Raw genomic sequence first — 20,804 nt, forward strand, 5'->3', positions numbered from 1 at the left:
CTCGGGAGCCGGCCATGCCCTCGCGGGCTGGCCCTCGTGGCCACGCCCCCGCCCGCCTTCGCCGTACCTCACCGGTCGAAGTCCAGCTCCACCTCCCCGGTCGCGGGGTGCGACTGGCAGGCCAGTACGTAGCCCGCTTCGGTCTCCTCCGGCTCCAGCGCGAAATTGCGGTCCATCCGCACCTCGCCCCTGACCAGGAACGCCCGGCACGTCCCGCACACACCGCCCTTGCAGGCGTACGGGGCGTCCGCGCGGGCCCGCAGGACCGTTTCCAGCAGGGACTCGCCTTCCTTCACCGGCCAGTTGCCCGAGCGGCCGTCCAGCGTGGCGGTCAGCGTGGCGTGTGCGGGGGCGGCCGCGGCGACCGGCGCCGGTGCCCCGTCCACGTGGAAGATCTCCTGATGGATCCGGTTGCGCTGGACCCCGAGCCCGCGCAGGGCCCGCTCGGCGCCCTGGACCAGGCCGAAGGGGCCGCACAACAGCCAGCCGTCGATGTCCGTCACCGGGAGCAGCGCGGGCAGCAGCCCGGTCAGCCGGTCCCGGTCGAGCCGGCCCGAGGGCAGCCCCGACTGCTGTTCCTCCCGGGACAGCACGGTGACCAGCTGGAAGCGGCCGGGGTAGCGGTCCTTCAGGTCGGCCGTCTCTTCGAGGAACATCGTCGACGCGGCGCTGCGGTCGCTGCGTATCAGGCAGAACCGCGCCTCGGGCTCGCGGGCGAGCAGTGTCGCCGCCATCGACAGGACGGGAGTGATGCCGCTGCCTCCGACGATCGCCGCGAAGTGCCCCGGGCGCGGGGCGAGGACGAACCGGCCCATTGGCTCCATGACCTCGACGGTGTCGCCGACGGCCAGCTCCTTGAAGGCGTACGTCGAGAACGTGCCGCCCTCCACGAGCCGGATCCCCACCCGCAGCACGGGCTCGGCCGGGGCTTCCACGGCGGGCGCGCAGATCGAGTACGTACGGCGGATCTCCTCGCCGCCCACGGTGCGGCGCAGGGCGAGATGCTGGCCGGGGAGGTGGCGGAAGGTCTCGCGGAGCTCGGGCGGCACGGCGAAGGTGACGGCCACCGAGTCGTCCGTGAGCTGCTCGACCTCGCTGACCCGGAGCGGATGGAACATCTACAACTCCTTGAAGTGGTCGAAGGGTTCACGGCACGCCACGCAGCGGCGCAGCGCCTTGCACGCGGTGGAGGAGAAGCGGCTGAGCAGCTCGGTGTCGGTGGATCCGCAGTGCGGGCAGCGCACCGACAGGGTGAGCGCGACGGGGCCCTCGGCGGTGTGCGGCCGCGGGGGTGCTATGCCGAACTCGGCGAGTTTGCGGCGTCCTTCCGCGCTGATGTCGTCGGTCGACCAGGCGGGGGACAGCACCCGTACGACCGAGACCTCGGGTATTCCGTGGTCGTGCAGCACGCGCTCGATGTCCGAGGACATCGCTTCGACGGCGGGGCAGCCGGTGTAGGTGGGCGTGAGCTCGACCCTCACCCGGCCGGGTCCTTCGATGTGCAGGCCGCGCAGTACGCCGAGTTCCTCAAGGGTCAGTACCGGCAGTTCGGGGTCGGGGACGGAGCCCGCGAGGCGCCGCAGCTCGGTCTCCAGGGCGGTGGGGGACGTGTCGGTCACCATGACGCCCCCGGGTGGCTGCGGTGCAGGTGCTGCATTTCGGCGAGCATCCGCCCGAACGGTTCGGTGTGCAGTCCCTGCCGTCCGGCGCCGGCCGTCCAGGCTCCGGTGCGCGGGCCTTCGGGGACGGGGAGCGTCGCGCGGCTCAGCACGGAGACGATGGACCGCGTCCAGTTCTCTTCGAGGGCGGCCCAGTCGAGGTCGAGGCCCGGCACCGGCTGGAACATTTCGCCGGTGAAGCGCCACAGTGCGTCGCAGGCCCGCCGCATCCGGTGGTGGCTCTCCTCGGTGCCGTCGCCGAGCCGCAGCGTCCACTGCTCGGCGTGGTCGCGGTGGTAGGCGACCTCCTTGACCGCCTTGGCCGCGAGGGCCGCGAACTCGCCGTCAGCTGCCGCCAGTTCGCCGTACAGCAGGTGCTGGTACGTCGAGAAGTACAGCTGGCGGGCGATGGTGTGGGCGAAGTCGCCGTTGGGCTGCTCGACCAGCTGGAGGTTGCGGAAGGCCCGCTCCTCGCGGAGGTAGGCCAGCTCGTCCTCGTCGCCGACCTCGGAGAGCAGCACCCGGGCCTGTCCGAGCAGGTCGAGGGCGATGTTTGCCAGGGCGACCTCCTCTTCGAGGACGGGGGCGTGGCCTGCCCACTCGCCCAGCCGGTGCGAGAGCACCAGGGCGTCGTCGCCGAGGGCGAGGGCGGCGTCCGCCGAGACGATGGCCGTCACAGGTGCTTCACCCCTTCCGGGATCTCGTAGAACGTCGGGTGGCGATAGGGCTTGTCGGCGGCCGGGTCGAAGAACGAGTCCTTCTCGTCCGGCGAGGACGCGGTGATCGCGGTGGACGGCACCACCCAGATCGAGATGCCCTCCGACCTGCGGGTGTAGAGGTCGCGGGCGTTGCGCAGCGCCATCTCGGCGTCCGGCGCGTGCAGGCTTCCCGCGTGGGTGTGGGACAGCCCGCGGCGCGAGCGCACGAACACCTCCCAGAGTGGCCAGTCGTGCGTGCTCATGCCGTTGCCTCTCCGTTCGGGTGCTGCTTCGTGGCGTAGGCGGCGGCTGCTTCCCGGACCCAGGCGCCCTCTTCGTGGGCGCGGCGCCGCTGGCTGATCCGCTGCTCGTTGCAGGGGCCGTTGCCCTTGAGGACCTCCCAGAACTCCGTCCAGTCGATCGCGCCGAAGTCGTGGTGGCCGCGCTCCTCGTTCCAGCGCAGCTCCGGGTCGGGCAGCGTGAGGCCCAGGGCCTCGGCCTGGCCGGCCGCTATGTCCACGAAGCGCTGGCGCAGCTCGTCGTTGGAGTGGCGCTTGATCTTCCAGGCCATCGACTGCGCGGAGTGCGCCGAGGTGTCGTCGGGCGGGCCGAACATCATCAGCGACGGCCACCACCAGCGGTTCACCGCGTCCTGCGCCATCGCGTGCTGCTCGGGTGTCCCCTTGGACAGGGTGAGCAGCAGCTCGTACCCCTGCCGCTGGTGGAAGGACTCCTCCTTGCAGATGCGGACCATCGCGCGGGCGTACGGGCCGTAGGAGCAGCGGCACAGCGGGACCTGGTTGGTGATCGCCGCGCCGTCCACGAGCCAGCCGATCGCGCCGACGTCGGCCCAGGTCAGGGTGGGGTAGTTGAAGATCGACGAGTACTTCTGGCGGCCCGAGTGCAGTTTGTCGAGCAGCTCCTCGCGGCCGGTGCCGAGGGTTTCGGCCGCGCTGTACAGGTACAGCCCGTGGCCAGCCTCGTCCTGGACCTTCGCCATCAGGATCGCCTTGCGGCGCAGGGACGGGGCGCGGGTGATCCAGTTGGCCTCCGGCTGCATGCCGATGATCTCGGAATGGGCGTGCTGCGCCATCTGGCGGACCAGCGAGGAGCGGTACTCCTCGGGCATCCAGTCGCGTGGCTCGATCCGCTCGTCCGCGGCGACGGCCGCGTCGAACGCCGCCTGGTACGGCTCGTCCGTCCCTGTGGCTGCCGTGGCTGTCGCGGTCACTCCGGTCATTTTGGCCCCCTGCCGAGCTGCTGTGCGGGTATCCACCTACCGACCGATCGTTCGGTTCAATGACTTCAATGGTGGGTCGACGGCCCGTAGGGTGTCAACCCTGTGGATAACTCAGTGGGTGCCGATCGGGGCGGGATGGATTCGTACAAGGACGGGACCAGAGCCGGGGGCAAGGCCGACGGGGCGGGGTTTGCGCAGGTCCAGGCCGGTGCGGCCGGATCCGGCGACATCGCCGATGAGGGCCATGGCGCTCCGGCGGGCGGGGGCCCGGCGGCGGAAACCGGCCCCGGGACCGATTCCTCCCGCGGTATCGCCGGGCTGCCCCTGCGGTTCCAGGTCGTGGCCGCCGTCGCACTCGCCTGCATCGCGGTGATCGCCTGCGTCCAGATCGGGATGGTGTTCCTGCACGTCGCGCCCTCCAACACGGTCAGCAAGCAGTACGGCAAGGCCGTCGACAACTGGGTGTACCCCGAGTTCGAGCAGAACTGGAAGCTCTTCGCACCCAATCCGCTCCAGCAGAACATCGACGTGCAGGCGCGCGCCGAGATCCGGCTGCCGAGCGGGCAGACCAGGACGACCGACTGGATCGACTTCTCGGCCCAGGACGGCGCCGGGATCCACCACAACCCGCTGCCCAGCCACACCCAGCAGAACGAACTCCGCCGCGGCTGGGACTTCTTCGTCGGTTCGCACGGCGACGACAACAAGCCGAACGGCCTGCGCGGCGAGCTCTCCGAGCAGTACCTGCGCCGCATCGTGATGCTCCGGCTCGGCGCGCACCGCGACGGCGGCACCGTCGACCGGATCCAGGTCAGGTCCATGACCACGGCGGTCAAGGGCCCCTCGTGGAGCGAGGAGAAGATAGACACCCAGCCCTCCTACCGGGTCGTGCCGTGGTGGACGGTGACCCCGGCCGACCTGCCCCAGGGCGCCGGTGACGCACGTACGGAGGCGAAGCGGTGAGCACGCACGACCACAGCGGCCCGACCGCCCCTCCATCGAGCGCGAACGACCACGGCGGCCCGACCCCCCCGCCCTCGAGCGCGAACGACCACGGTCACGGCGGCCCGACCGCCCCGCCCTCGGGCTCGCACATCCACGGCGGCCCGGCAACCGCCCCGCCCCCGGCCGACCAGCACCCCGGGGGCGGTGCGGCCGACGCCGTGTCCGGCGCCCCCGGGCAGACCCCCGCGCCCCGTCCCGCCACCACCGCCGAGACCCCGGCCGCGCGGGCCCTACGCATCGTTTCGGCCGCGGCCCTCGGCCCGTACCAGAGCGCGGTCGTGCGGATCGGGTTCGCCGGGACCTGGCTGTTCTTCCTGCTGCGCGAGCTGCCGCACCGCCGTGAGCTGTACGGTCCCGACGGGCCGTGGAGCTGGCACCTCGCCGGCAGGCTGGTGGCGGGCAACCATGCCTTCACCTCGCTGCTGTGGTCCAGCAGCACCCTCTGGTTCGAGATTGTGTACGCGCTGGCCGTGGTGTCCAGCGCGCTCCTGATGCTGGGCTGGCGCACCCGCACCGTGTCGGTCGTCTTCATGATCGGTGTGCTGTCTCTGCAGAATCGCTCCGTCTTCGTCGGGGACGGCGGTGACAACGTCATCCATCTGATGGCGATCTATCTGGTCTTCACGCGGTGCGCCCAGGTCTGGTCGCTCGATGCGCGGCGCGCCGCGCGCGGGGCGGCCAGGGACCGGGTCGGTCCGGTGCTGTGGGCGGTGTGCGGCCTCGCGCTGCTGGCCGGAACCTGGCGCACGTCCGGTTCGGGGGTGTCCGGCGGCGGTGAGTGGTGGCTGTGGGTCGTCTTCTGGGGCATGTGGGCCGTGCAGGGGCTGTGGTGGGCGGCGGGCAGGTTCGCGGCCGCCGAGGCGCGGGCGCTGCTGGACGTCCTCGGCAACCTGGTCCACAACGCGGCCATGGTCGTGATCATGGCGGAGGTCTGCCTGATCTATGCGACCGCCGGCTGGTACAAGATCCAGGGCAGCCGCTGGCAGGACGGCACCGCGCTGTTCTACCCGCTGAAGCTGGACTACTTCTCGCCGTGGCCCGAAGTCTCCTCCCTGTTGGGCGCGAGCGGGGTGATCGTGATGCTGCTCACTTATGGAACGGTCATGGTGCAGGTGGCGTTCCCGTTCACGCTCTTCAATCGGCGGGTCAAGAACGTGCTGCTGGTGGCGATGATGCTGGAGCACGCCGGGATCGCCGTACTGCTCGGCCTGCCGTTCTTCTCGCTGGCGATGATCGCCGCGGACGCCGTGTTCCTGCCGACGTCGTTCCTGCGCAGGGTGGGCGCCCTGGCGGGCCGGTGGCGGCAGGGCGTGCGGCTGCCCGAGCGGAGCCGGCAGCGGGCCGAGGAGACCGAGCGGCCACGTACGCTCGTGGGGTGAGCAGCACCGAACAGCCGGCCCCGGCCGAGAACGCCCAGGCCGGCCACCCCATGCAGTACGACGAAGGCTTCGGCCCGGCCGAGGTCGGGGTGGGCCCGCATCCGCTGCCCTGGCCCGAGGGCGAGCGGTACGACCCGGAGCTGCTCGCACACGGCGACCGGCGCAATGTCGTCGACACCTACCGGTACTGGACGCGCGAGGCGATCGTCGCCGACCTCGACACGCGGCGGCACGAGTTCCATGTGGCCGTCGAGAACTGGGGCCACGACTTCAACATCGGCTCCGTGGTGCGTACCGCCAACGCGTTCCTGGCGAAGGAGATCCATATCGTCGGGCGGCGGCGCTGGAACCGGCGCGGCGCGATGGTCACGGACCGCTACCAGCATGTGCGCCACCACCCGGACACCGAGTCGCTGACCGCGTGGGCGACGGCCGAGGGCGTGCCGATCATCGGGATCGACAACCTGCCCGGCGCGGTGCCGCTGGAGCGGACCGAGCTGCCGCGGCGGTGTGTGCTGCTCTTCGGCCAGGAGGGCCCCGGGCTCACCGAGGAGGCCCGCAAGCACGCCCAACTGGTGTGTTCCATCGCGCAGTTCGGGTCGACGCGCTCGATCAACGCGGGGGCTGCGGCCGCCATCGCGATGCACGCCTGGGTGCAGAGGCACGCCGTCGTCCCGCACTGACGCGCCTCCGCTCCCTGAGCCTCAGGCCTGCCTGCGGACCTCCACCACCCGGAACCTGCTGGCCACGAACGCCCCGTCGCACAGGGCCGCGTTGGCCGCCGGGTTGCCGCCCGAGCCGTGGAAGTCGGAGAAGGCGGCCGTCTGGTTGACGTACACCCCGCCCGTCAGGTTCAGCGACAGCTGGGCCGACTCGTCCAGGCAGACGTCCTCCACCGCGCGCTCCACCTCGGGGGAGGTGGTGTACGCGCCCACCGTCATCGCACCCTTGTCGCGGACGGTGCGGCGCAGCAGCTCGACCGCGTCCGACGTGGAGTCGACGGCGACCGCGAAGGACACCGGGCCGAAGCACTCCGACAGGTAGACGGCCTCCGCGTCGGGCTTCGCGCCGTCCAGTTTGACGATCACCGGGGTGCGCACCACCGCGTCCGGGAACTCGGGGTTGGCCACCTCCCTTGAGGGCAGCGCCACTTCGCCGAGGCCGGGGGCCGCCTCCAGGCGGGCCTTCACGTCCGGGTTGACCAGCGCGCCGAGCAGCGCGTTGGCGCGGGCGTCGTCGCCGAGCAGGCCGCCGACCGCGCCCGCCAGGTCGCCGACCACCTCGTCGTAGGACTTCTTGCCCGCGTCGGTGGTGATGCCGTCGCGGGGGATCAGCAGGTTCTGCGGGGTGGTGCACATCTGGCCGCTGTACAGGGACAGCGAGAAGGCCAGGTTGGCGAGCATGCCCTTGTAGTTGTCGGTGGAGTCGACGACCACCGTGTTGACGCCGGCCTTCTCCGTGTAGACCTGCGCCTGGCGGGCGTTGGCCTCCAGCCAGTCGCCGAACGCGGACGAACCCGTGTAGTCGATGATCTTGATCTCGGGGCGGACTGCGAGGGTCTTGGCGATGCCCTCGCCGGGCCGCTCGGCGGCCAGCGCCACCAGGTTGGGGTCGAAGCCCGCCTCGGCCAGGACCTCGCGCGCCACCTTCACCGTCAGCGCCAGCGGCAGCACCGCGCGCGGGTGCGGCTTGACCAGGACCGGGTTCCCGGTGGCCAGCGAGGCGAACAGGCCCGGGTAGCCGTTCCACGTCGGGAAGGTGTTGCAGCCGATGAGCAGGGCGACGCCGCGCCCGGCCGGGGTGAACGTCTTGGCGAGCTCCAGCGGCTCGCGCTTGCCCTGCGGCTTGGACCAGGCGGCGCTGCCCTCGGGGGTGCGGGTCTGCTCCTGATAGGCGTACGCGACGGCTTCCAGGCCGCGGTCCTGGGCGTGCGGCCCGCCCGCCTGGAACGCCATCATGAAGGCCTGGCCGCTGGTGTGCATGACCGCGTGCGCGAACTCGTGCGTCCGCGCGCCGATCCGGGCCAGGATCTCGACGCATACCAGGGCCCGCGTCTCGGGTCCGGCGGCCCGCCAGCCGGCCATGCCGGCCCGCATCGCGGGCAGCAGCACGTCGATGTCCGGATGCGGGTACTGGACGCCCAACTCGATGCCGTACGGCGACACTTCGGCGCCCGTCCAGTCGTCCGTGCCCGGCTGGTCGAGGTCGAAGCGGCGGTTCAGGAGCGCGTCGAAGGCCGCTTTGCCGTCCTCGGCGCCCGTCTCCCCGTAGGCCTTGGGGTGCTCCGGGTGCGGCGACCAGTACGCACGCGTGCGGATCGCTTCCAGGGCCCCGTCCAGGGTGGGCCTGTGCTTCTCGGTCAGCTGCATGCGAGCAACTCCTCGTCGAGTCATCGAGCTGGGCAGGGAGAGCCGGACACAGTTAGAGTAACCGAACGATCGGTCGGGACAAGAGGGTCAGGGAAACCTGTGGACAACTACCGGCCACGCCCGCCACGGACCCGGTGGGCGGCCCCCTGGAGGGGGCCCGTCGGGTGCGTGGGCAAGCCGTAGGGGAGGATCGCGTCCATGACCGAAACCGCCAGCGCAGCAGCCATCGCGCCGAGCCGTACCGTCGCCGTCGTCGGCACCGGAACCATGGGCCAGGGCATCGCCCAGGTGGCTCTGGTCGCCGGGCATCGCGTACGGCTCCACGACGCCGTGCCGGGCCGCGCGCGCGAGGCCGCCGACGCCATCGCCGGGCGCCTGGACCGGCTGGTCGACAAGGGCCGCCTGGCCGTCGCGGACCGCGATGCGGCGCTTGCCCGGCTGCACCCCGCCGAGGAGCTCGCCGAACTGGCCGACGCGGCACTCGTCGTCGAGGCGGTCCTGGAACAACTCCACGTCAAACAGGAGCTGTTCACCGCCCTGGAGGTCGTGGTCGACCAGGACTGCCTGCTCGCAACCAACACCTCCTCGCTGTCCGTCACCGCGATCGCCGGGGCGCTCAGGCATCCCGGCCGCTTCGTCGGCCTGCACTTCTTCAACCCGGCGCCGCTGCTCCCCCTGGTCGAGGTCGTCAGCGGCTTCGCCACCGAGGCCGCGGCCGCGACCAGGGCGTACGAGACCGCGAAAGCCTGGGGCAAGACGCCGGTGCGCTGCACCGACACCCCCGGATTCATCGTCAACCGCATCGCCCGGCCCTTCTACGCCGAGGCCTTCGCGGTGTACGAGGAGCGCGGCGCGGACGCGGCCACCATCGACGCGGTGCTGCGCGAGTGCGGCGGGTTCCGGATGGGCCCGTTCGAGCTCACCGACCTCATCGGGCAGGACGTGAACGAGGCGGTGACGCGCTCGGTGTGGGAAGCCTTCTTCCACAGCCCCAAGTTCACGCCGTCGCTGGCCCAGCGCCGCCTGGTCGAGTCGGGGCTGCACGGGCGCAAGAGCGGACGCGGCTGGTACAGCTACGAAGCGTCCGGCGCGGTCGGGTCGGGTGCGTCCGGTGCGTCCGGCGCGTCCTCAAAGGATGTCGTGCGCAGCGAGCCGCACACCGCGCCGCCCGCCGAGGCGCCGGCGGCCGTCACCGTCGTCGGTGACCTGGGCCCGGCCCGCGACCTGGTCGCGATGATGACCGAGGCCGGCATCGACGTGAAGACCGTCAACGACGGCGGCCCCTACATCGCGCTTCCGGGGGATGGACAGCTCGTCCCGGCCGACGGCAAGACGTCCGTCGAGTTCGCGGACGTCGTCTACTTCGACCTCGCCCTCGACTACCGGGGCGCCGGCCGGATCGCGCTGTCCGCGAGCGAGGACACCTCCGAGCGCGCGGTCGCCGAGGCCGTCGGCCTGTTCCAGAAGCTCGGCAAGGAGGTCAGCGTCATCGGTGACGTACCGGGCATGATCGTCGCCCGCACCGTCGCGATGCTCGCCGACCTCGCCGCCGACGCCGTCGCCAAGGGCGTCGCCTCGCCCGAGGACATCGACACCGCGATGCGGCTCGGCGTCAACTACCCGCTGGGGCCCGTCGAATGGAACCGGCGGCTCGGCCCGGACTGGGCGTACGACCTGCTCACCGCGGTGCACGAGCGCTGCCCCACCGGCCGCTACGCGCCCTCGCTCGCGCTCTACCGGCAGGCGTACGCCACCGACGGGGAGACGGGCTCATGACGACCGCCAAACGGGACACCTACACGCCCGAGACGCTCCTCACGGTCGCCGTCCGGGTCTTCAACGAGCGCGGCTACGACGGCACGTCGATGGAGCACCTCTCCAAGGCGGCCGGGATCTCCAAGTCGTCGATCTACCACCATGTCGCCGGCAAGGAGGAGCTGCTGCGGCGGGCCGTGAGCCGTGCCATCGACGGCCTCTTCGGTGTCCTGGACGAGCCGGGCGCGCTGCGCGGCCGCCCGATCGAGCGAGTCGAGTACGTCACGCGCCGTACGGTCGAAGTCCTGATGGCGGAACTTCCCTACGTCACTCTGCTGCTGCGCGTCCGTGGCAACACCAAGACGGAACGCTGGGCGATGGAGCGGCGCAGGGAGTTCGACCAGCGGGTGTCCGATCTGCTCAAGGCGGCCGTCGCGGACGGCGATCTCCGGTCCGACCTGGACATTCGCCTGGCGACCCGGCTGCTGTTCGGCATGGTCAACTCCCTTGTGGAGTGGTACCGGCCGCAGCGCGAGGGGGAGGCGGACGGCGACCAGGTGGCCGAAACCGTGGTCCGTATGGCGTTCGAGGGGTTGCGTACCGGCCAGTGAGTTCCGGTGCCGTTGACTGAGGCACCGAAGCGGATCAACATCCACGGTCATGGCTGCCTTGCGAACTCCTGCGCCCGTCGTGTCCGTCTGTGCCGTGGTACTGCTCGCGGGGCTGGCCGGGTGCAGTGGTGAGGGCGGCAGAAACGATGCGGCGGCCACGTCGCCCGACGCCGGAGCGGCGCTCAAGAAGGCCGCGGCGGGACCCGCCGGGCAGGCCCCACCGGTCAAGGGCGACACCTTCGGCTGCTTGACGCCCGAGCAGGCGACGTCGGGATCCATCGTCTTCAAGAGCTCCACCGGAGCGGCCACTGGCGGCTTTCTGACCGGCAGTGGCAATACCGGGATCGTTCTTGCGCACCAGGCGGACGGAAATGTCTGCCAGTGGAAGGACAAGGCCGTCGAGCTCGGCAAGACGGGCTTCCGGGTGCTCGCCGTCAACAGCACGACCGGCGACGAGGTGGCCGAGATCGAGGGCGCCGCGAGCCTGCTGCGCGCCGAGGGGGCCTGGAAGCTGCTTCTCATGGGCGCGTCCAGGGGCGCCGCCGCCACCCTCCAGGCGGCCGCCGGCCTGCCGCTGAAGCCGGACGCGGTGGTCGCGCTGTCCGCCCCCGCCGAGGACGGCTCCCTGGACGCTCTGGGCGCGGCCCAGGCCCTCACCGCGCCGGTGCTCTACGTGGCCGGTGAGCGGGACGGCGCGGCAGGCCCGACCGCCAGGGAGCTGAGCCGGGCGAGCACCAAGGCGGCGGAGAACCGGCTCGAATCGGTGAAGGGTTCCGCCCAGCACGGCGTGGCCCTGCTCGCCGGCCCCGACACCTGGCAGACCGTCCTCGACTTCCTCAGGAAGTACTGCACCTGAGGACTCGGTACATTCGGTAAGTACTGCGCCCGGCCCTCACGCCGGGTCCAGATCGGTCTCCTCGAACACCAGCAGCGTCCGCGTCGACAAGACCTCGGGGATGGACTGGATCCGGGTGAGGACGAGCTCGCGCAGCGCCCTGTTGTCGGGCGTGTGCACCAGGAGCAGAACGTCGAAGTCCCCGCTCACCAGGGCGATATGAGCCGCCCCGGGCAGCTCCTGGAGCTGTTCGCGGACCGTGCGCCAAGAGTTCTGCACGATCTTGAGCGTGATGTACGCGGCCGCGCCCTGACCGGCCCTTTCGTGGTCCACGCGGGCGGTGAAACCGCGGATCACGCTGTCCTCGACGAGCCGGTTGATGCGCGCGTACGCGTTGGCGCGCGAGACGTGCACCCGCTCGGCCACGGCGCGTATCGACGCCCTGCCGTCCGTCTGCAGGATGCGCAGGATCGCGTGGTCGATCTCGTCCAGCGGGCGCGGCGGCGCGGGCCGAGCGCCACCGTTGGCCATTTGTTCAGCTGCCATGTCCCCCCGCCTTCCTGTTGTGGACGACCTGTTCCCATCCCAGGCTGTGGAGAACCGTTTGTCCACAGGCTGATGGCGCCTGTAGCCAAAATGCGTCCACGACCGAACAATCGGTAGGTGAGGGGCGTCACATTCACGCCTCGCGTATGAATGTCCGCTCCCACAAGGAGGTGCATTGGCATGACGGTCCAAGAGCTCCCCGGTGCCGCCGCATACCGGCCGACCCCTCCACCCGCCTGGAGGCCCCGCATCGACCCCGCGCCGCTCCTCCCGGACCCCGAGCCCTTCCGCGTCCTGGGCACCGGCGCCGAGCTCGACCGCGCGCTGATGCTGAAGCTGTACGCGGAGCTGGTGCGCGGCCGCCGCTACAACGCGCAGGCGACCGCCCTCACCAAGCAGGGCCGCCTCGCCGTGTACCCGTCCTCCACCGGCCAGGAGGCCTGCGAGGTCGCCGCCGCGCTCGCCCTGGAGGAGCGCGACTGGCTCTTCCCCAGCTACCGCGACACCCTGGCCGCCGTAGCGCGGGGCCTGGACCCCGTACAGGCGCTGACGCTGCTGCGCGGTGACTGGCACACCGGCTACGACCCGCGCGAGCACCGCATCGCGCCGCTGTGCACCCCGCTGGCCACCCAGCTGCCGCACGCGGTGGGCCTGGCACACGCGGCCCGCCTCAAGGGCGACGACGTGGTGGCGCTCGCCCTGGTCGGCGACGGCGGCACCAGCGAGGGCGACTTCCACGAGGCGCTGAACTTCGCGGCCGTCTGGCAGGCCCCGGTGGTCTTCCTGGTCCAGAACAACGGCTTCGCGATCTCCGTACCGCTCGCCAAGCAGACCGCCGCGCCCTCCCTGGCCCACAAGGCCGTGGGGTACGGGATGCCGGGCCGGCTGGTCGACGGCAACGACGCGCCCGCCGTGCACCAGGTGCTCTCCGAGGCCGTCGGGCGGGCCCGGCGCGGCGGCGGACCGACCCTGATCGAGGCCGTGACGTACCGCATGGAGGCGCACACCAACGCCGACGACGCGACCCGCTACCGGGGCTCCGCCGAGGTCGACGCCTGGCGCGAGCACGACCCGATCCGGCTCCTGGAGGACGAGCTGACCGCCCGCGGCCTCCTTGACGAGAACGGCATACGGGCCGCCGCCGAGGCCGCCGAGACCATGGCGGCGGCGCTGCGCGAGCGGATGAACGCCGACCCCGTCCTCGACCCCATGGACCTGTTCGCCGAGGTCTACGCCGAGCAGAGCGGCCAACTGCGCGAGCAGGCCGCCCAGTTGCGCGCCGAGCTGGAAGCCGAGGCCCGGTGATGACCACCGCCACCGGCAAGAAGCCCGCCACCATGGCGCAGGCCCTGCAGCGCGCGATGCGCGACGCCATGGCCGAGGACCCGTCCGTGCACGTCCTCGGAGAGGACGTCGGCACGCTCGGCGGTGTCTTCCGGGTCACCGACGGGCTCGCCAAGGAATTCGGCGAGGACCGCTGCACCGACACCCCGCTCGCCGAGGCCGGCATCCTGGGCACGGCCGTCGGCATGGCGATGTACGGGTTGCGGCCGGTGGTCGAGATGCAGTTCGACGCCTTCGCCTACCCGGCGTTCGAGCAGCTCATCAGCCATGTCTCCAAGATGCGCAACCGCACCCGCGGGGCGATCCCGATGCCGATCGTGGTGCGGGTGCCCTACGGCGGCGGGATCGGCGGCGTCGAGCACCACAGCGACTCCAGCGAGGCCTACTACATGGCGACGCCCGGCCTCAAGGTCGTCACCCCGGCCACCGTCGAAGACGCGTACGGGCTGCTCAGGGCCGCGATCGCATCCGACGACCCGGTCGTCTTCCTGGAGCCGAAGCGGCTGTACTGGTCGAAGTCCGACTGGTCGCCCGAGGCGCCGGCGGCCGTCGAGCCGCTGGGCACCGCCGTGGTGCGGCGCACGGGACGCAGCGCCACGCTCATCACCTACGGGCCCTCGCTGCCGGTGTGCATGGAGGCGGCCGAGGCGGCCCGCGAGGAGGGCTGGGACCTCGGAGTCGTGGATCTGCGCTCGCTGGTGCCCTTCGACGACGAGACGGTGTGCGCATCGGTGCGCCGCACCGGGCGGGCCGTGGTCGTCCACGAGTCGGCCGGTTTCGGCGGCCCCGGCGGCGAGATCGCGGCGCGCATCACCGAACGCTGCTTCCACCACCTGGAGGCGCCCGTGCTGCGGGTGGCCGGCTTCGACATCCCGTACCCGCCGCCGATGCTGGAGAAGCACCATCTGCCCGGTGTGGACCGGGTGCTGGACGCGGTGGCGCGGTTGCAGTGGGAGGCGGAGCACTGATGCCGAAGGTCCTGGAGTTCAAGCTGCCCGACCTCGGCGAGGGGCTCACCGAGGCGGAGATCGTGCGCTGGCTCGTCGCGGTGGGCGATGTGGTCGCCGTGGACCAGCCGGTGGTCGAGGTGGAGACGGCCAAGGCGATGGTCGAGGTGCCCTGCCCCTACGGCGGCGTGGTGACCGCCCGCTTCGGCGAGGAGGGCACCGAACTGCCCGTCGGCGCCCCGCTGTTGACCGTCGCGGTAGGCGCCCCGGCCGCGGTGTCGGAGGCCGAGTCCTCCGAGGGCTCGGGCAACGTCCTGGTCGGCTACGGGACGGCCGCGGCCACCACCACCCGCCGCCGCTCCCGGGTCGGGCCGGTGACCCCGGCCGCGCCGGCCGCTCCCGCGAAGGCGGCGGACCCGGTGCCTCAAGGGGCGGGTCCGGTGCCCGTCATCTCCCCGCTCGTCCGCAGGCTGGCCCGTGAACACGGCCTGGACCTGCGGGAGTTGAGGGGAACCGGGCCCGAGGGGCTGATCCTGCGCGCCGACGTGGAATCGGCGATGACGGCACCGGCCGAGGCCCCCGCGCCCGCCTCCCCCGCCGTCCCGGCCTCCGCCGGTGAGCGGATCGCGCTGCGGGGCATCCGCGGCGCGGTCGCCGACAAGCTCAGCCGCAGCCGCACCGAAATCCCCGACGCCACCTGCTGGGTGGACGCCGACGCCACGGAACTGATGGCGGCGCGCGCCGCGATGAACGCCGCGGGCGGCCCCAAGGTGTCCGTCCTGGCGCTGCTCGCCCGGATCTGCACGGCGGCCCTCGCCCGCTTCCCCGAGCTCAACTCCACGGTGGACGCGGCCGCCCGCGAGATCGTCCGGCTGCCCGAGGTGCACCTGGGCTTCGCGGCGCAGACCGAGCGCGGTCTGGTCGTGCCGGTGGTCCGCGACGCCCACACCCGCAACGTCGACTCGCTCGGCGCCGAGCTCGCCCGGCTCACCGAGGCGGCCCGCACCGCGACCCTGACCCCGGCCGAGCTGACCGGCGGCACCTTCACCCTCAACAACTACGGGGTGTTCGGCGTCGACGGCTCCACGCCGATCATCAACCACCCCGAGGCGGCGATGCTGGGCGTCGGCCGCATCATCCCCAAGCCGTGGGTGTACGAGGGTGAGCTCGCGGTGCGCCAGGTGGTCCAGCTCTCGCTCACCTTCGACCACCGGGTGTGCGACGGCGGCACCGCGGGCGGCTTCCTGCGCTACGTCGCCGACTGCGTGGAACATCCGGCGGTGCTGCTGCGCACCCTGTGACGAACGCCCCTGCGGACCCGAGACGTTCGCGGGGCCATGGTGATCGTCCGGCGGCCCATACTCGGGGGATGACCGCGTATGACGCCGTAGTACTCGCCGGAGGCGCCGCCAAGAGGCTCGGCGGCGCCGACAAACCCGGGCTCAGCGTGGGCGGCCGGGCGCTGCTCGACCGGGTGCTCACTGCTTGCGCCGGGGCCGCCACCACCGTGGTGGTGGGCGGGCGCCGGGCCACCGCGCGGCCCGTGGTGTGGACCCGGGAGGAACCGGCCGGCGGCGGACCGCTGGCCGCGCTGGACGCCGGGGTGCGGCACACGACGGCCGGGAGCGTGCTCGTGCTCTCGGCCGATCTGCCGTTCCTCGCGGCACCGACCGTCGACGCGCTCCTCGACGCATTGGCGCGCACCGGCCACGACGGCGTGCTCTGCACCGACCCCGACGGCCGCGACCAGCCACTCGTCGCCGTCTACCGCGCCGAACCGCTGCGCCGCGAGCTGGCGCTGCTCGCCACCGAGCACGGCTCGCTCGCCGGGCTGCCGCTGCGACTGCTCACCGCGGAACTCGACCTCGCCCGCATCACCACGGACCCGCTCGCCTCGTTCGACTGCGACACCTGGGAGGACCTCGCCGCCGCCCGGGCCCGGATCAGGGAGCATGGAAGCGTGCTGGACGAATGGATCACCGCAGTCAAGGACGAACTCGGCATCGAGCTGGACGTCGACACCGGCGTGCTGCTCGACCTGGCCAGGGACGCCGCCCACGGCGTCGCCCGGCCCGCCGCGCCGCTCACCACCTTCCTGGTCGGCTACGCGGCCGCGAAGGCGGGCGGCGAGGGCAAGGACGTGGCGGACGCGGCACGCAGGGCCGCCGCGCTCGCCAACCGCTGGGCGGCCGAGGCCGAGGCCTCCGACGGCCCGAAGAACGACGCCGGATGACCGCCCCCGGCCCGGCGGCGGACGACGGATCCGACGAGGCCCTCGCCCTGCTGCGCGAAGCCCGCCCCCCGGCAGCCGCCGACGCGGAGACCGGCGAGGCCGACGGGGACCGCGCGCAGGCCACGGCCTCCCAGGCCCGTCCCGCACCCCGCCGCCGCGCCGCCCCCTGGGCCGATGCCCGGGCCGTGGCCGCGCGGGCCGGCCGCACCGCACCGGCCCGGTCCCACCGGGTGCCGCTGGACCAGGCTCCGGGCGAGGTACTCACCGAACCGCTCACCGCCCTCACCGATCTGCCGTCCTTCGACACCTCCGCCATGGACGGCTGGGCCGTCGCCGGGCCGGGCCCGTGGGCGCTGCAGGGCGGCGGCATCCTCGCCGGCCACGCCGCGCCCGCCGCCCTCGCCGACGGCGAAGCCGTACGCATCGCCACCGGGGCCCGCATCCCGGCCGGGGCGACCGCGGTGATCCGCAGCGAACACGCCCGCACCGACGCGGCCCAGACGCAGCTCCAGGCCGACCGCGTGGTGCTGCACGGCCAGGACATCCGCCCGCGCGGCCAGGAGTGCCGCTCCGGCGATGTGCTGCTGCCCGCCACCGCGCTGGTCACCCCGGCCGTGCTCGGTTTGGCCGCGGCCGCCGGATACGACGCGCTGGCCACCGTCCCGCGGCCCCGCGTCGAGATCCTCGTGCTCGGCGACGAACTGCTCACACAGGGTCTCCCCCGCGACGGGCTGATCAGGGACGCGCTCGGCCCGATGCTCGGGTTCTGGCTGCGGGCGCTCGGCGCGGAGGTCGTCGGGACCCGGCGGCTGAAGGACGACGCGGGGGCGCTGCTCCGTGCCGTCACCGGATCCTCGGCCGACCTCGTGATCACAACGGGCGGCACGGCGGCCGGACCTGTCGACCACGTCCACCCCGTGCTGCACAAGGCCGGTGCCGAGCTCTTGGTCGACGGGGTCGCCGTGCGGCCCGGGCACCCCATGCTGCTGGCGCAGATCGGGGTGGGAAAGCACCTGGTCGGACTGCCGGGCAATCCGCTCGCCGCGGTGTCCGGACTGCTCACCCTCGCCGAGCCGCTGCTGCGTGAACTCGCGCACCGGGCAAGCCCGGTGGCGTACACCGTGCCGCTGCGCAACGAGGTGCAGGGGCATCCGCACGACACCCGGCTCGTCCCGGTGGTGCACCGGTCCGAACGCGTCGTGCCGCTGCACTACAACGGGCCCGCGATGCTGCGCGGGATCGCGGCGGCCGACGGGCTGGCTGTGGTGCCGCCCGGCGGGGCACGGGCGGGCCAGGAGGTGGAGATCCTCGATCTGCCGTGGCCTCAAGCGGGCTCGGGCGAAGGGTGTTTCACGTGAAACACCACGCTCAAGCCTCCAACTCCCGTATGAACGAAGGATGTTTCACGTGAAACACTCGTCCCAGATCCTCAACTCCCGTATGCGGGAAAGGTGTTTCACGTGAAACTGCCCGGCCATGACGCGATGGCGCGGCAGGCAGGCGAGAACCTGATCACCCGGCGCGTGCAACTGCCCCGCCGGATCGTCGACCGACCGCTGCGGCAGGTCGCCAAGCGGCTCCTCATGGCACTCGCCGTGCTGATGCTGACGACCTTGATCGTCTGGATCGACCGCGAGGGCTACCACGACAACGCCAACGGCAGAGTCGACTTCCTCGATGCCGCCTACTACGCCACCGTCACGCTCTCCACAACGGGCTATGGCGACATCGTTCCGTACAGCGACAGCGCACGGCTCACCAACATCCTGCTGGTCACCCCGCTGCGTGTGCTGTTCCTGATCATCCTCGTCGGAACCACTCTCGAAGTCCTCACCGAACGGACCCGCGAGGAGTGGCGGCTCAACCGCTGGAAGGCTCAATTGCGAGACCACACCGTCGTCGTCGGCTTCGGGACGAAGGGCCGCTCCGCGATCCAGACCCTGTGCGCGACGGGCCTGAAGAAGGACCACGTCGTGGTGGTCGACCCGAGCGCGAAGGTGATCGAGACCGCCACCGCGGAGGGATTCGTCGGCATCATCGGCGATGCCACCCGCAGCGATGTGCTGCTGCGGGCCGAACTCCAAAAGGCCCGCCAGATCATCATCGCCACCCAGCGCGACGATACGGCGGTCCTGGTCGCGCTGACGGCCCGCCAGCTCAACCGGGGCGCGAAGATCGTCGCCGCGGTGCGGGAGGAGGAGAACGCGCCGCTGCTGCGCCAGTCCGGCGCGGACGCCGTCATCACCAGCGCCAGCGCGGCCGGCCGGCTGCTCGGCCTGTCGGTGCTCAGCCCGAGCGCGGGCACCGTGATGGAGGACCTGATCCAGCAGGGCAGCGGGCTCGACATGGTGGAGCGGCCCGTGAAGAAGAGCGAGGTCGGACGCGGGGTACGGGAGACCGAGGACCTGGTGGTGAGCGTGCTGCGCGGCCACCGGCTGCTGCCGTACGACGACGCCAAGGCGAGCCCGCTCCAGCTGACCGACCGACTGATCACGATCGTACGAGCCGGTGGCGCGCCCCCGGAGGGTCGGCCGGAGTAGCGTCGGGCGCATGTATGCGATCACGATTCCTGAGCCGGGCGGTCCCGAGGCGCTGGTCTGGGCCGAGGTCCCCGATCCGGTACCGGCCGAAGGTGAAGTCCTCGTCGAGGTGGCCGCCGCCGCCGTCAACCGTGCCGACGTGCTCCAGCGGCAGGGCTTCTACAACCCGCCGCCCGGCGCGTCCCCGTACCCGGGCCTGGAATGTTCCGGGCGGATCGCCGCGCTGGGTCCCGGGGTGTCGGGGTGGAGCGTCGGCGACGAGGTGTGCGCGCTGCTCAGCGGCGGCGGCTACGCCGAGAAGGTGGCGGTGCCGGCCGGGCAGCTGCTGCCCGTGCCCGAGGGCGTGGAACTGACCGCCGCGGCGGCCCTGCCCGAGGTCGTCTGCACCGTGTGGTCCAACGTGTTCATGGTGTCCCACCTGCGCCCCGGCGAGACCCTCCTGGTGCACGGCGGGGCGAGCGGGATCGGCACCATGGCGATCCAGCTCGGCAAGGCGATCGGTGCCAGGGTCGCGGTGACGGCGGGCGGACCGGACAAGCTGGCGCGCTGCGCCGAACTGGGCGCGGACATCCTGATCGACTACCGCGAACAGGACTTCGTGGACGAGGTGGTGAAGGCCACGGACGGCGCGGGTGCCGACGTCATCCTCGACATCATGGGAGCGAAGTACCTGGAGCGGAACGTGCGGGCGCTCGCCGTCAACGGCAGGCTCGCGGTGATCGGCCTCCAGGGCGGTGCCAAGGGCGAACTGAACCTGGGCGAGCTGCTCACCAAGCGGGCCGCGGTCACCGCGACCTCGCTGCGGGCCCGGCCCGCGTCGGAGAAGGCCGCGATCGTGGCGGCCGTGCGCGAGCACGTGTGGCCGTTGATCTCCAGCGGCCGGGTGCGGCCCGTGGTGGACCGGACGCTGCCGCTGGCGGACGCCGCCGAGGGCCACCGGGTGCTCGAAGCCTCCACGCACGTCGGCAAGGTCCTGCTCACGGCCGGGTGAAACACGAAGGGGGCGCCGGGAAGGCGCCCCCTCTGCCTGTTGTCGCGTACGACGCACGCTCCGTACGGCGGACCGGGTTACAGATACGGGCCCGAGCGGGCGCCCGCGTGCGGGCCGCCGTCCTCGTCGTCCTCGTGCGAGGCACCGGGCGGCAGTGCGCGGCGCATCTGCTCCAGCTGGGCGCGGGCCGCCATCTGCTGGGCGAACAGAGCCGTCTGGATCCCGTGGAAGAGGCCTTCGAGCCAGCCCACCAACTGCGCCTGTGCGATGCGGAGTTCGGCCTCGGAGGGGATCGCCTCGTCGGTGAACGGCAGGGAGAGCCGCTCCAGTTCCTCGACCAGTTCGGGAGCCAGACCGTCTTCCAGCTCCTTCACGGAGGAAGCATGGATGCCCTTCAGGCGCACACGGCTCGCCTCGTCGAGAGGAGCCGCGCGGACTTCCTCAAGAAGCTGCTTGATCATGCTGCCGATCCGCATGACTTTCGCCGGCTGTTCGACCATCTCTGTCACCGGGACCTCGCGGGACTCGTCGTCTCCACCGCCGATGGCCATACCGTCCTGGCCTACGACCAGGATGTGGGGGCTGTCCGGCGACTTTTCGTTCCTCGGCATCTCCATGCCGCCCATTCTCTCGCACACGTGCCTCACATCACG

21 protein-coding genes are annotated in these 20,804 nt (G+C 72.0%); 13 read left to right on the plus strand and 8 right to left on the minus strand.

The window, feature by feature from the left end:
• Positions 1 to 68: 68 nt before the first annotated feature.
• From ACIBK6_RS05285 to paaA, 5 genes are read right to left on the minus strand one after another with little or no spacing between them, the layout of a single operon-like run.
• The gene (locus tag ACIBK6_RS05285) at positions 69 to 1,118 is read right to left on the minus strand and encodes a 2Fe-2S iron-sulfur cluster-binding protein (RefSeq protein ID WP_399048923.1); all 1,050 of its coding nucleotides are present in this window, start codon (positions 1,116 to 1,118) and stop codon (positions 69 to 71) included.
• On the minus strand, positions 1,119 to 1,622 hold the full coding sequence (gene paaD / locus ACIBK6_RS05290) for a 1,2-phenylacetyl-CoA epoxidase subunit PaaD (RefSeq protein WP_399048924.1): 504 nt from the start codon (positions 1,620 to 1,622) through the stop codon (positions 1,119 to 1,121).
• Positions 1,616 to 2,335 (minus strand): 1,2-phenylacetyl-CoA epoxidase subunit PaaC, encoded by a 720-nt coding sequence (gene paaC / locus ACIBK6_RS05295; RefSeq protein ID WP_399048925.1) that lies wholly within the window; start codon positions 2,333 to 2,335, stop codon positions 1,616 to 1,618. The genes paaD and paaC overlap by 7 nt, the downstream gene beginning before the upstream one ends.
• Positions 2,332 to 2,619: a 1,2-phenylacetyl-CoA epoxidase subunit PaaB gene (gene paaB, locus ACIBK6_RS05300; RefSeq protein WP_399048926.1), complete on the minus strand. Its 288-nt coding sequence runs from the start codon at positions 2,617 to 2,619 to the stop codon at positions 2,332 to 2,334. The genes paaC and paaB overlap by 4 nt, the downstream gene beginning before the upstream one ends.
• Positions 2,616 to 3,596, minus strand: coding sequence for a 1,2-phenylacetyl-CoA epoxidase subunit PaaA (gene paaA / locus ACIBK6_RS05305; protein WP_399048927.1), 981 nt, complete (start codon positions 3,594 to 3,596; stop codon positions 2,616 to 2,618). The genes paaB and paaA overlap by 4 nt, the downstream gene beginning before the upstream one ends.
• Positions 3,597 to 3,731: 135 nt before the next feature.
• Here paaA and ACIBK6_RS05310 point away from each other — a divergent pair, with 135 nt between their 5' ends.
• The 3 genes from ACIBK6_RS05310 to ACIBK6_RS05320 all read left to right on the plus strand — a co-directional run bounded on the left by ACIBK6_RS05310 (position 3,732) and on the right by ACIBK6_RS05320 (position 6,663).
• Entirely contained in the window at positions 3,732 to 4,559 is an 828-nt protein-coding gene (locus ACIBK6_RS05310) for a DUF5819 family protein (protein WP_399049310.1), read from the plus strand.
• 278 nt (positions 4,560 to 4,837) lie between these two features.
• The gene (locus ACIBK6_RS05315) at positions 4,838 to 5,980 is read left to right on the plus strand and encodes an HTTM domain-containing protein (RefSeq protein WP_399049312.1); all 1,143 of its coding nucleotides are present in this window, start codon (positions 4,838 to 4,840) and stop codon (positions 5,978 to 5,980) included.
• 50 nt (positions 5,981 to 6,030) lie between these two features.
• On the plus strand, positions 6,031 to 6,663 hold the full coding sequence (locus ACIBK6_RS05320; protein ID WP_399049314.1) for a TrmH family RNA methyltransferase: 633 nt from the start codon (positions 6,031 to 6,033) through the stop codon (positions 6,661 to 6,663).
• Between the two features lie 21 nt (positions 6,664 to 6,684).
• Here ACIBK6_RS05320 and paaN read toward each other — a convergent pair whose 3' ends face one another.
• A complete protein-coding gene (gene paaN, locus ACIBK6_RS05325) occupies positions 6,685 to 8,349 on the minus strand; it encodes a phenylacetic acid degradation protein PaaN (protein WP_399048928.1) in 1,665 nt (554 codons plus the stop codon).
• Between the two features lie 198 nt (positions 8,350 to 8,547).
• Here paaN and ACIBK6_RS05330 point away from each other — a divergent pair, with 198 nt between their 5' ends.
• Genes ACIBK6_RS05330 through ACIBK6_RS05340 form a run of 3 tightly spaced genes read left to right on the plus strand, consistent with a single transcriptional unit; the run spans position 8,548 to position 11,571 of the window.
• Positions 8,548 to 10,125, plus strand: a complete 1,578-nt coding sequence (locus ACIBK6_RS05330) for a 3-hydroxyacyl-CoA dehydrogenase (RefSeq protein ID WP_399048929.1) — start codon at positions 8,548 to 8,550, stop codon at positions 10,123 to 10,125.
• Entirely contained in the window at positions 10,122 to 10,715 is a 594-nt protein-coding gene (locus ACIBK6_RS05335; RefSeq protein WP_399048930.1) for a TetR/AcrR family transcriptional regulator, read from the plus strand. Before ACIBK6_RS05330 ends, ACIBK6_RS05335 begins: the two co-directional genes overlap by 4 nt.
• A gap of 49 nt (positions 10,716 to 10,764) precedes the next feature.
• A complete protein-coding gene (locus ACIBK6_RS05340) occupies positions 10,765 to 11,571 on the plus strand; it encodes an alpha/beta hydrolase family protein (RefSeq protein WP_399048931.1) in 807 nt (268 codons plus the stop codon).
• Between the two features lie 36 nt (positions 11,572 to 11,607).
• Here the strand turns inward: ACIBK6_RS05340 and ACIBK6_RS05345 are convergent, their stop codons facing one another.
• Positions 11,608 to 12,096 (minus strand): Lrp/AsnC family transcriptional regulator, encoded by a 489-nt coding sequence (locus ACIBK6_RS05345; RefSeq protein WP_399048933.1) that lies wholly within the window; start codon positions 12,094 to 12,096, stop codon positions 11,608 to 11,610.
• Positions 12,097 to 12,276: 180 nt separating this feature from the next.
• Here ACIBK6_RS05345 and pdhA point away from each other — a divergent pair, with 180 nt between their 5' ends.
• From pdhA to ACIBK6_RS05380, 7 genes are all read left to right on the plus strand, one after another.
• Entirely contained in the window at positions 12,277 to 13,401 is a 1,125-nt protein-coding gene (pdhA, locus tag ACIBK6_RS05350) for a pyruvate dehydrogenase (acetyl-transferring) E1 component subunit alpha (RefSeq protein WP_399048935.1), read from the plus strand.
• The gene (locus ACIBK6_RS05355) at positions 13,401 to 14,408 is read left to right on the plus strand and encodes an alpha-ketoacid dehydrogenase subunit beta (protein WP_399048936.1); all 1,008 of its coding nucleotides are present in this window, start codon (positions 13,401 to 13,403) and stop codon (positions 14,406 to 14,408) included. The genes pdhA and ACIBK6_RS05355 overlap by 1 nt, the downstream gene beginning before the upstream one ends.
• A complete protein-coding gene (locus ACIBK6_RS05360) occupies positions 14,408 to 15,688 on the plus strand; it encodes a dihydrolipoamide acetyltransferase family protein (protein ID WP_399048938.1) in 1,281 nt (426 codons plus the stop codon). Before ACIBK6_RS05355 ends, ACIBK6_RS05360 begins: the two co-directional genes overlap by 1 nt.
• Before the next feature lie 68 nt (positions 15,689 to 15,756).
• Positions 15,757 to 16,620 (plus strand): NTP transferase domain-containing protein, encoded by an 864-nt coding sequence (locus ACIBK6_RS05365; protein ID WP_399048940.1) that lies wholly within the window; start codon positions 15,757 to 15,759, stop codon positions 16,618 to 16,620.
• Positions 16,617 to 17,978 carry a molybdopterin molybdotransferase MoeA gene (locus ACIBK6_RS05370; protein WP_399048942.1) on the plus strand — a complete coding sequence of 454 codons (1,362 nt, stop codon included), beginning with the start codon at positions 16,617 to 16,619 and terminating at the stop codon, positions 17,976 to 17,978. Before ACIBK6_RS05365 ends, ACIBK6_RS05370 begins: the two co-directional genes overlap by 4 nt.
• A 102-nt stretch (positions 17,979 to 18,080) precedes the next feature.
• Positions 18,081 to 19,160: a potassium channel family protein gene (locus ACIBK6_RS05375; protein WP_399048943.1), complete on the plus strand. Its 1,080-nt coding sequence runs from the start codon at positions 18,081 to 18,083 to the stop codon at positions 19,158 to 19,160.
• A 10-nt stretch (positions 19,161 to 19,170) separates the two neighbouring features.
• Positions 19,171 to 20,151, plus strand: coding sequence for an NAD(P)H-quinone oxidoreductase (locus tag ACIBK6_RS05380; RefSeq protein WP_399048945.1), 981 nt, complete (start codon positions 19,171 to 19,173; stop codon positions 20,149 to 20,151).
• Positions 20,152 to 20,228: 77 nt separating this feature from the next.
• Here ACIBK6_RS05380 and ACIBK6_RS05385 read toward each other — a convergent pair whose 3' ends face one another.
• Positions 20,229 to 20,768: a bacterial proteasome activator family protein gene (locus ACIBK6_RS05385; RefSeq protein WP_399048946.1), complete on the minus strand. Its 540-nt coding sequence runs from the start codon at positions 20,766 to 20,768 to the stop codon at positions 20,229 to 20,231.
• Positions 20,769 to 20,804: the final 36 nt, after the last annotated feature.

The sequence above is a fragment of the Streptomyces sp. NPDC050485 genome (assembly GCF_044458185.1).
Taxonomy (GTDB): Bacteria; Actinomycetota; Actinomycetes; order Streptomycetales; family Streptomycetaceae; genus Streptomyces.

Bases quoted from the DNA above. Each gene is read 5' to 3' on its own strand.
- paaB (WP_399048926.1), bottom strand. From the start codon at position 2,619: ATGAGCACGCACGACTGGCCACTCTGGGAGGTGTTCGTGCGCTCGCGC.
- paaD (WP_399048924.1), bottom strand. From the start codon at position 1,622: ATGGTGACCGACACGTCCCCCACCGCCCTGGAGACCGAGCTGCGGCGC.
- ACIBK6_RS05355 (WP_399048936.1), top strand. From the start codon at position 13,401: ATGACCACCGCCACCGGCAAGAAGCCCGCCACCATGGCGCAGGCCCTG.
- ACIBK6_RS05335 (WP_399048930.1), top strand. From the start codon at position 10,122: ATGACGACCGCCAAACGGGACACCTACACGCCCGAGACGCTCCTCACG.
- ACIBK6_RS05365 (WP_399048940.1), top strand. From the start codon at position 15,757: ATGACCGCGTATGACGCCGTAGTACTCGCCGGAGGCGCCGCCAAGAGG.
- ACIBK6_RS05385 (WP_399048946.1), bottom strand. From the start codon at position 20,768: ATGGAGATGCCGAGGAACGAAAAGTCGCCGGACAGCCCCCACATCCTG.
- paaN (WP_399048928.1), bottom strand. From the start codon at position 8,349: ATGCAGCTGACCGAGAAGCACAGGCCCACCCTGGACGGGGCCCTGGAA.
- pdhA (WP_399048935.1), top strand. From the start codon at position 12,277: ATGACGGTCCAAGAGCTCCCCGGTGCCGCCGCATACCGGCCGACCCCT.
- ACIBK6_RS05340 (WP_399048931.1), top strand. From the start codon at position 10,765: ATGGCTGCCTTGCGAACTCCTGCGCCCGTCGTGTCCGTCTGTGCCGTG.
- ACIBK6_RS05360 (WP_399048938.1), top strand. From the start codon at position 14,408: ATGCCGAAGGTCCTGGAGTTCAAGCTGCCCGACCTCGGCGAGGGGCTC.
- ACIBK6_RS05370 (WP_399048942.1), top strand. From the start codon at position 16,617: ATGACCGCCCCCGGCCCGGCGGCGGACGACGGATCCGACGAGGCCCTC.
- ACIBK6_RS05320 (WP_399049314.1), top strand. From the start codon at position 6,031: ATGCAGTACGACGAAGGCTTCGGCCCGGCCGAGGTCGGGGTGGGCCCG.
- ACIBK6_RS05380 (WP_399048945.1), top strand. From the start codon at position 19,171: ATGTATGCGATCACGATTCCTGAGCCGGGCGGTCCCGAGGCGCTGGTC.
- ACIBK6_RS05330 (WP_399048929.1), top strand. From the start codon at position 8,548: ATGACCGAAACCGCCAGCGCAGCAGCCATCGCGCCGAGCCGTACCGTC.
- ACIBK6_RS05345 (WP_399048933.1), bottom strand. From the start codon at position 12,096: ATGGCAGCTGAACAAATGGCCAACGGTGGCGCTCGGCCCGCGCCGCCG.
- ACIBK6_RS05285 (WP_399048923.1), bottom strand. From the start codon at position 1,118: ATGTTCCATCCGCTCCGGGTCAGCGAGGTCGAGCAGCTCACGGACGAC.
- paaA (WP_399048927.1), bottom strand. From the start codon at position 3,596: ATGACCGGAGTGACCGCGACAGCCACGGCAGCCACAGGGACGGACGAG.
- ACIBK6_RS05310 (WP_399049310.1), top strand. From the start codon at position 3,732: ATGGATTCGTACAAGGACGGGACCAGAGCCGGGGGCAAGGCCGACGGG.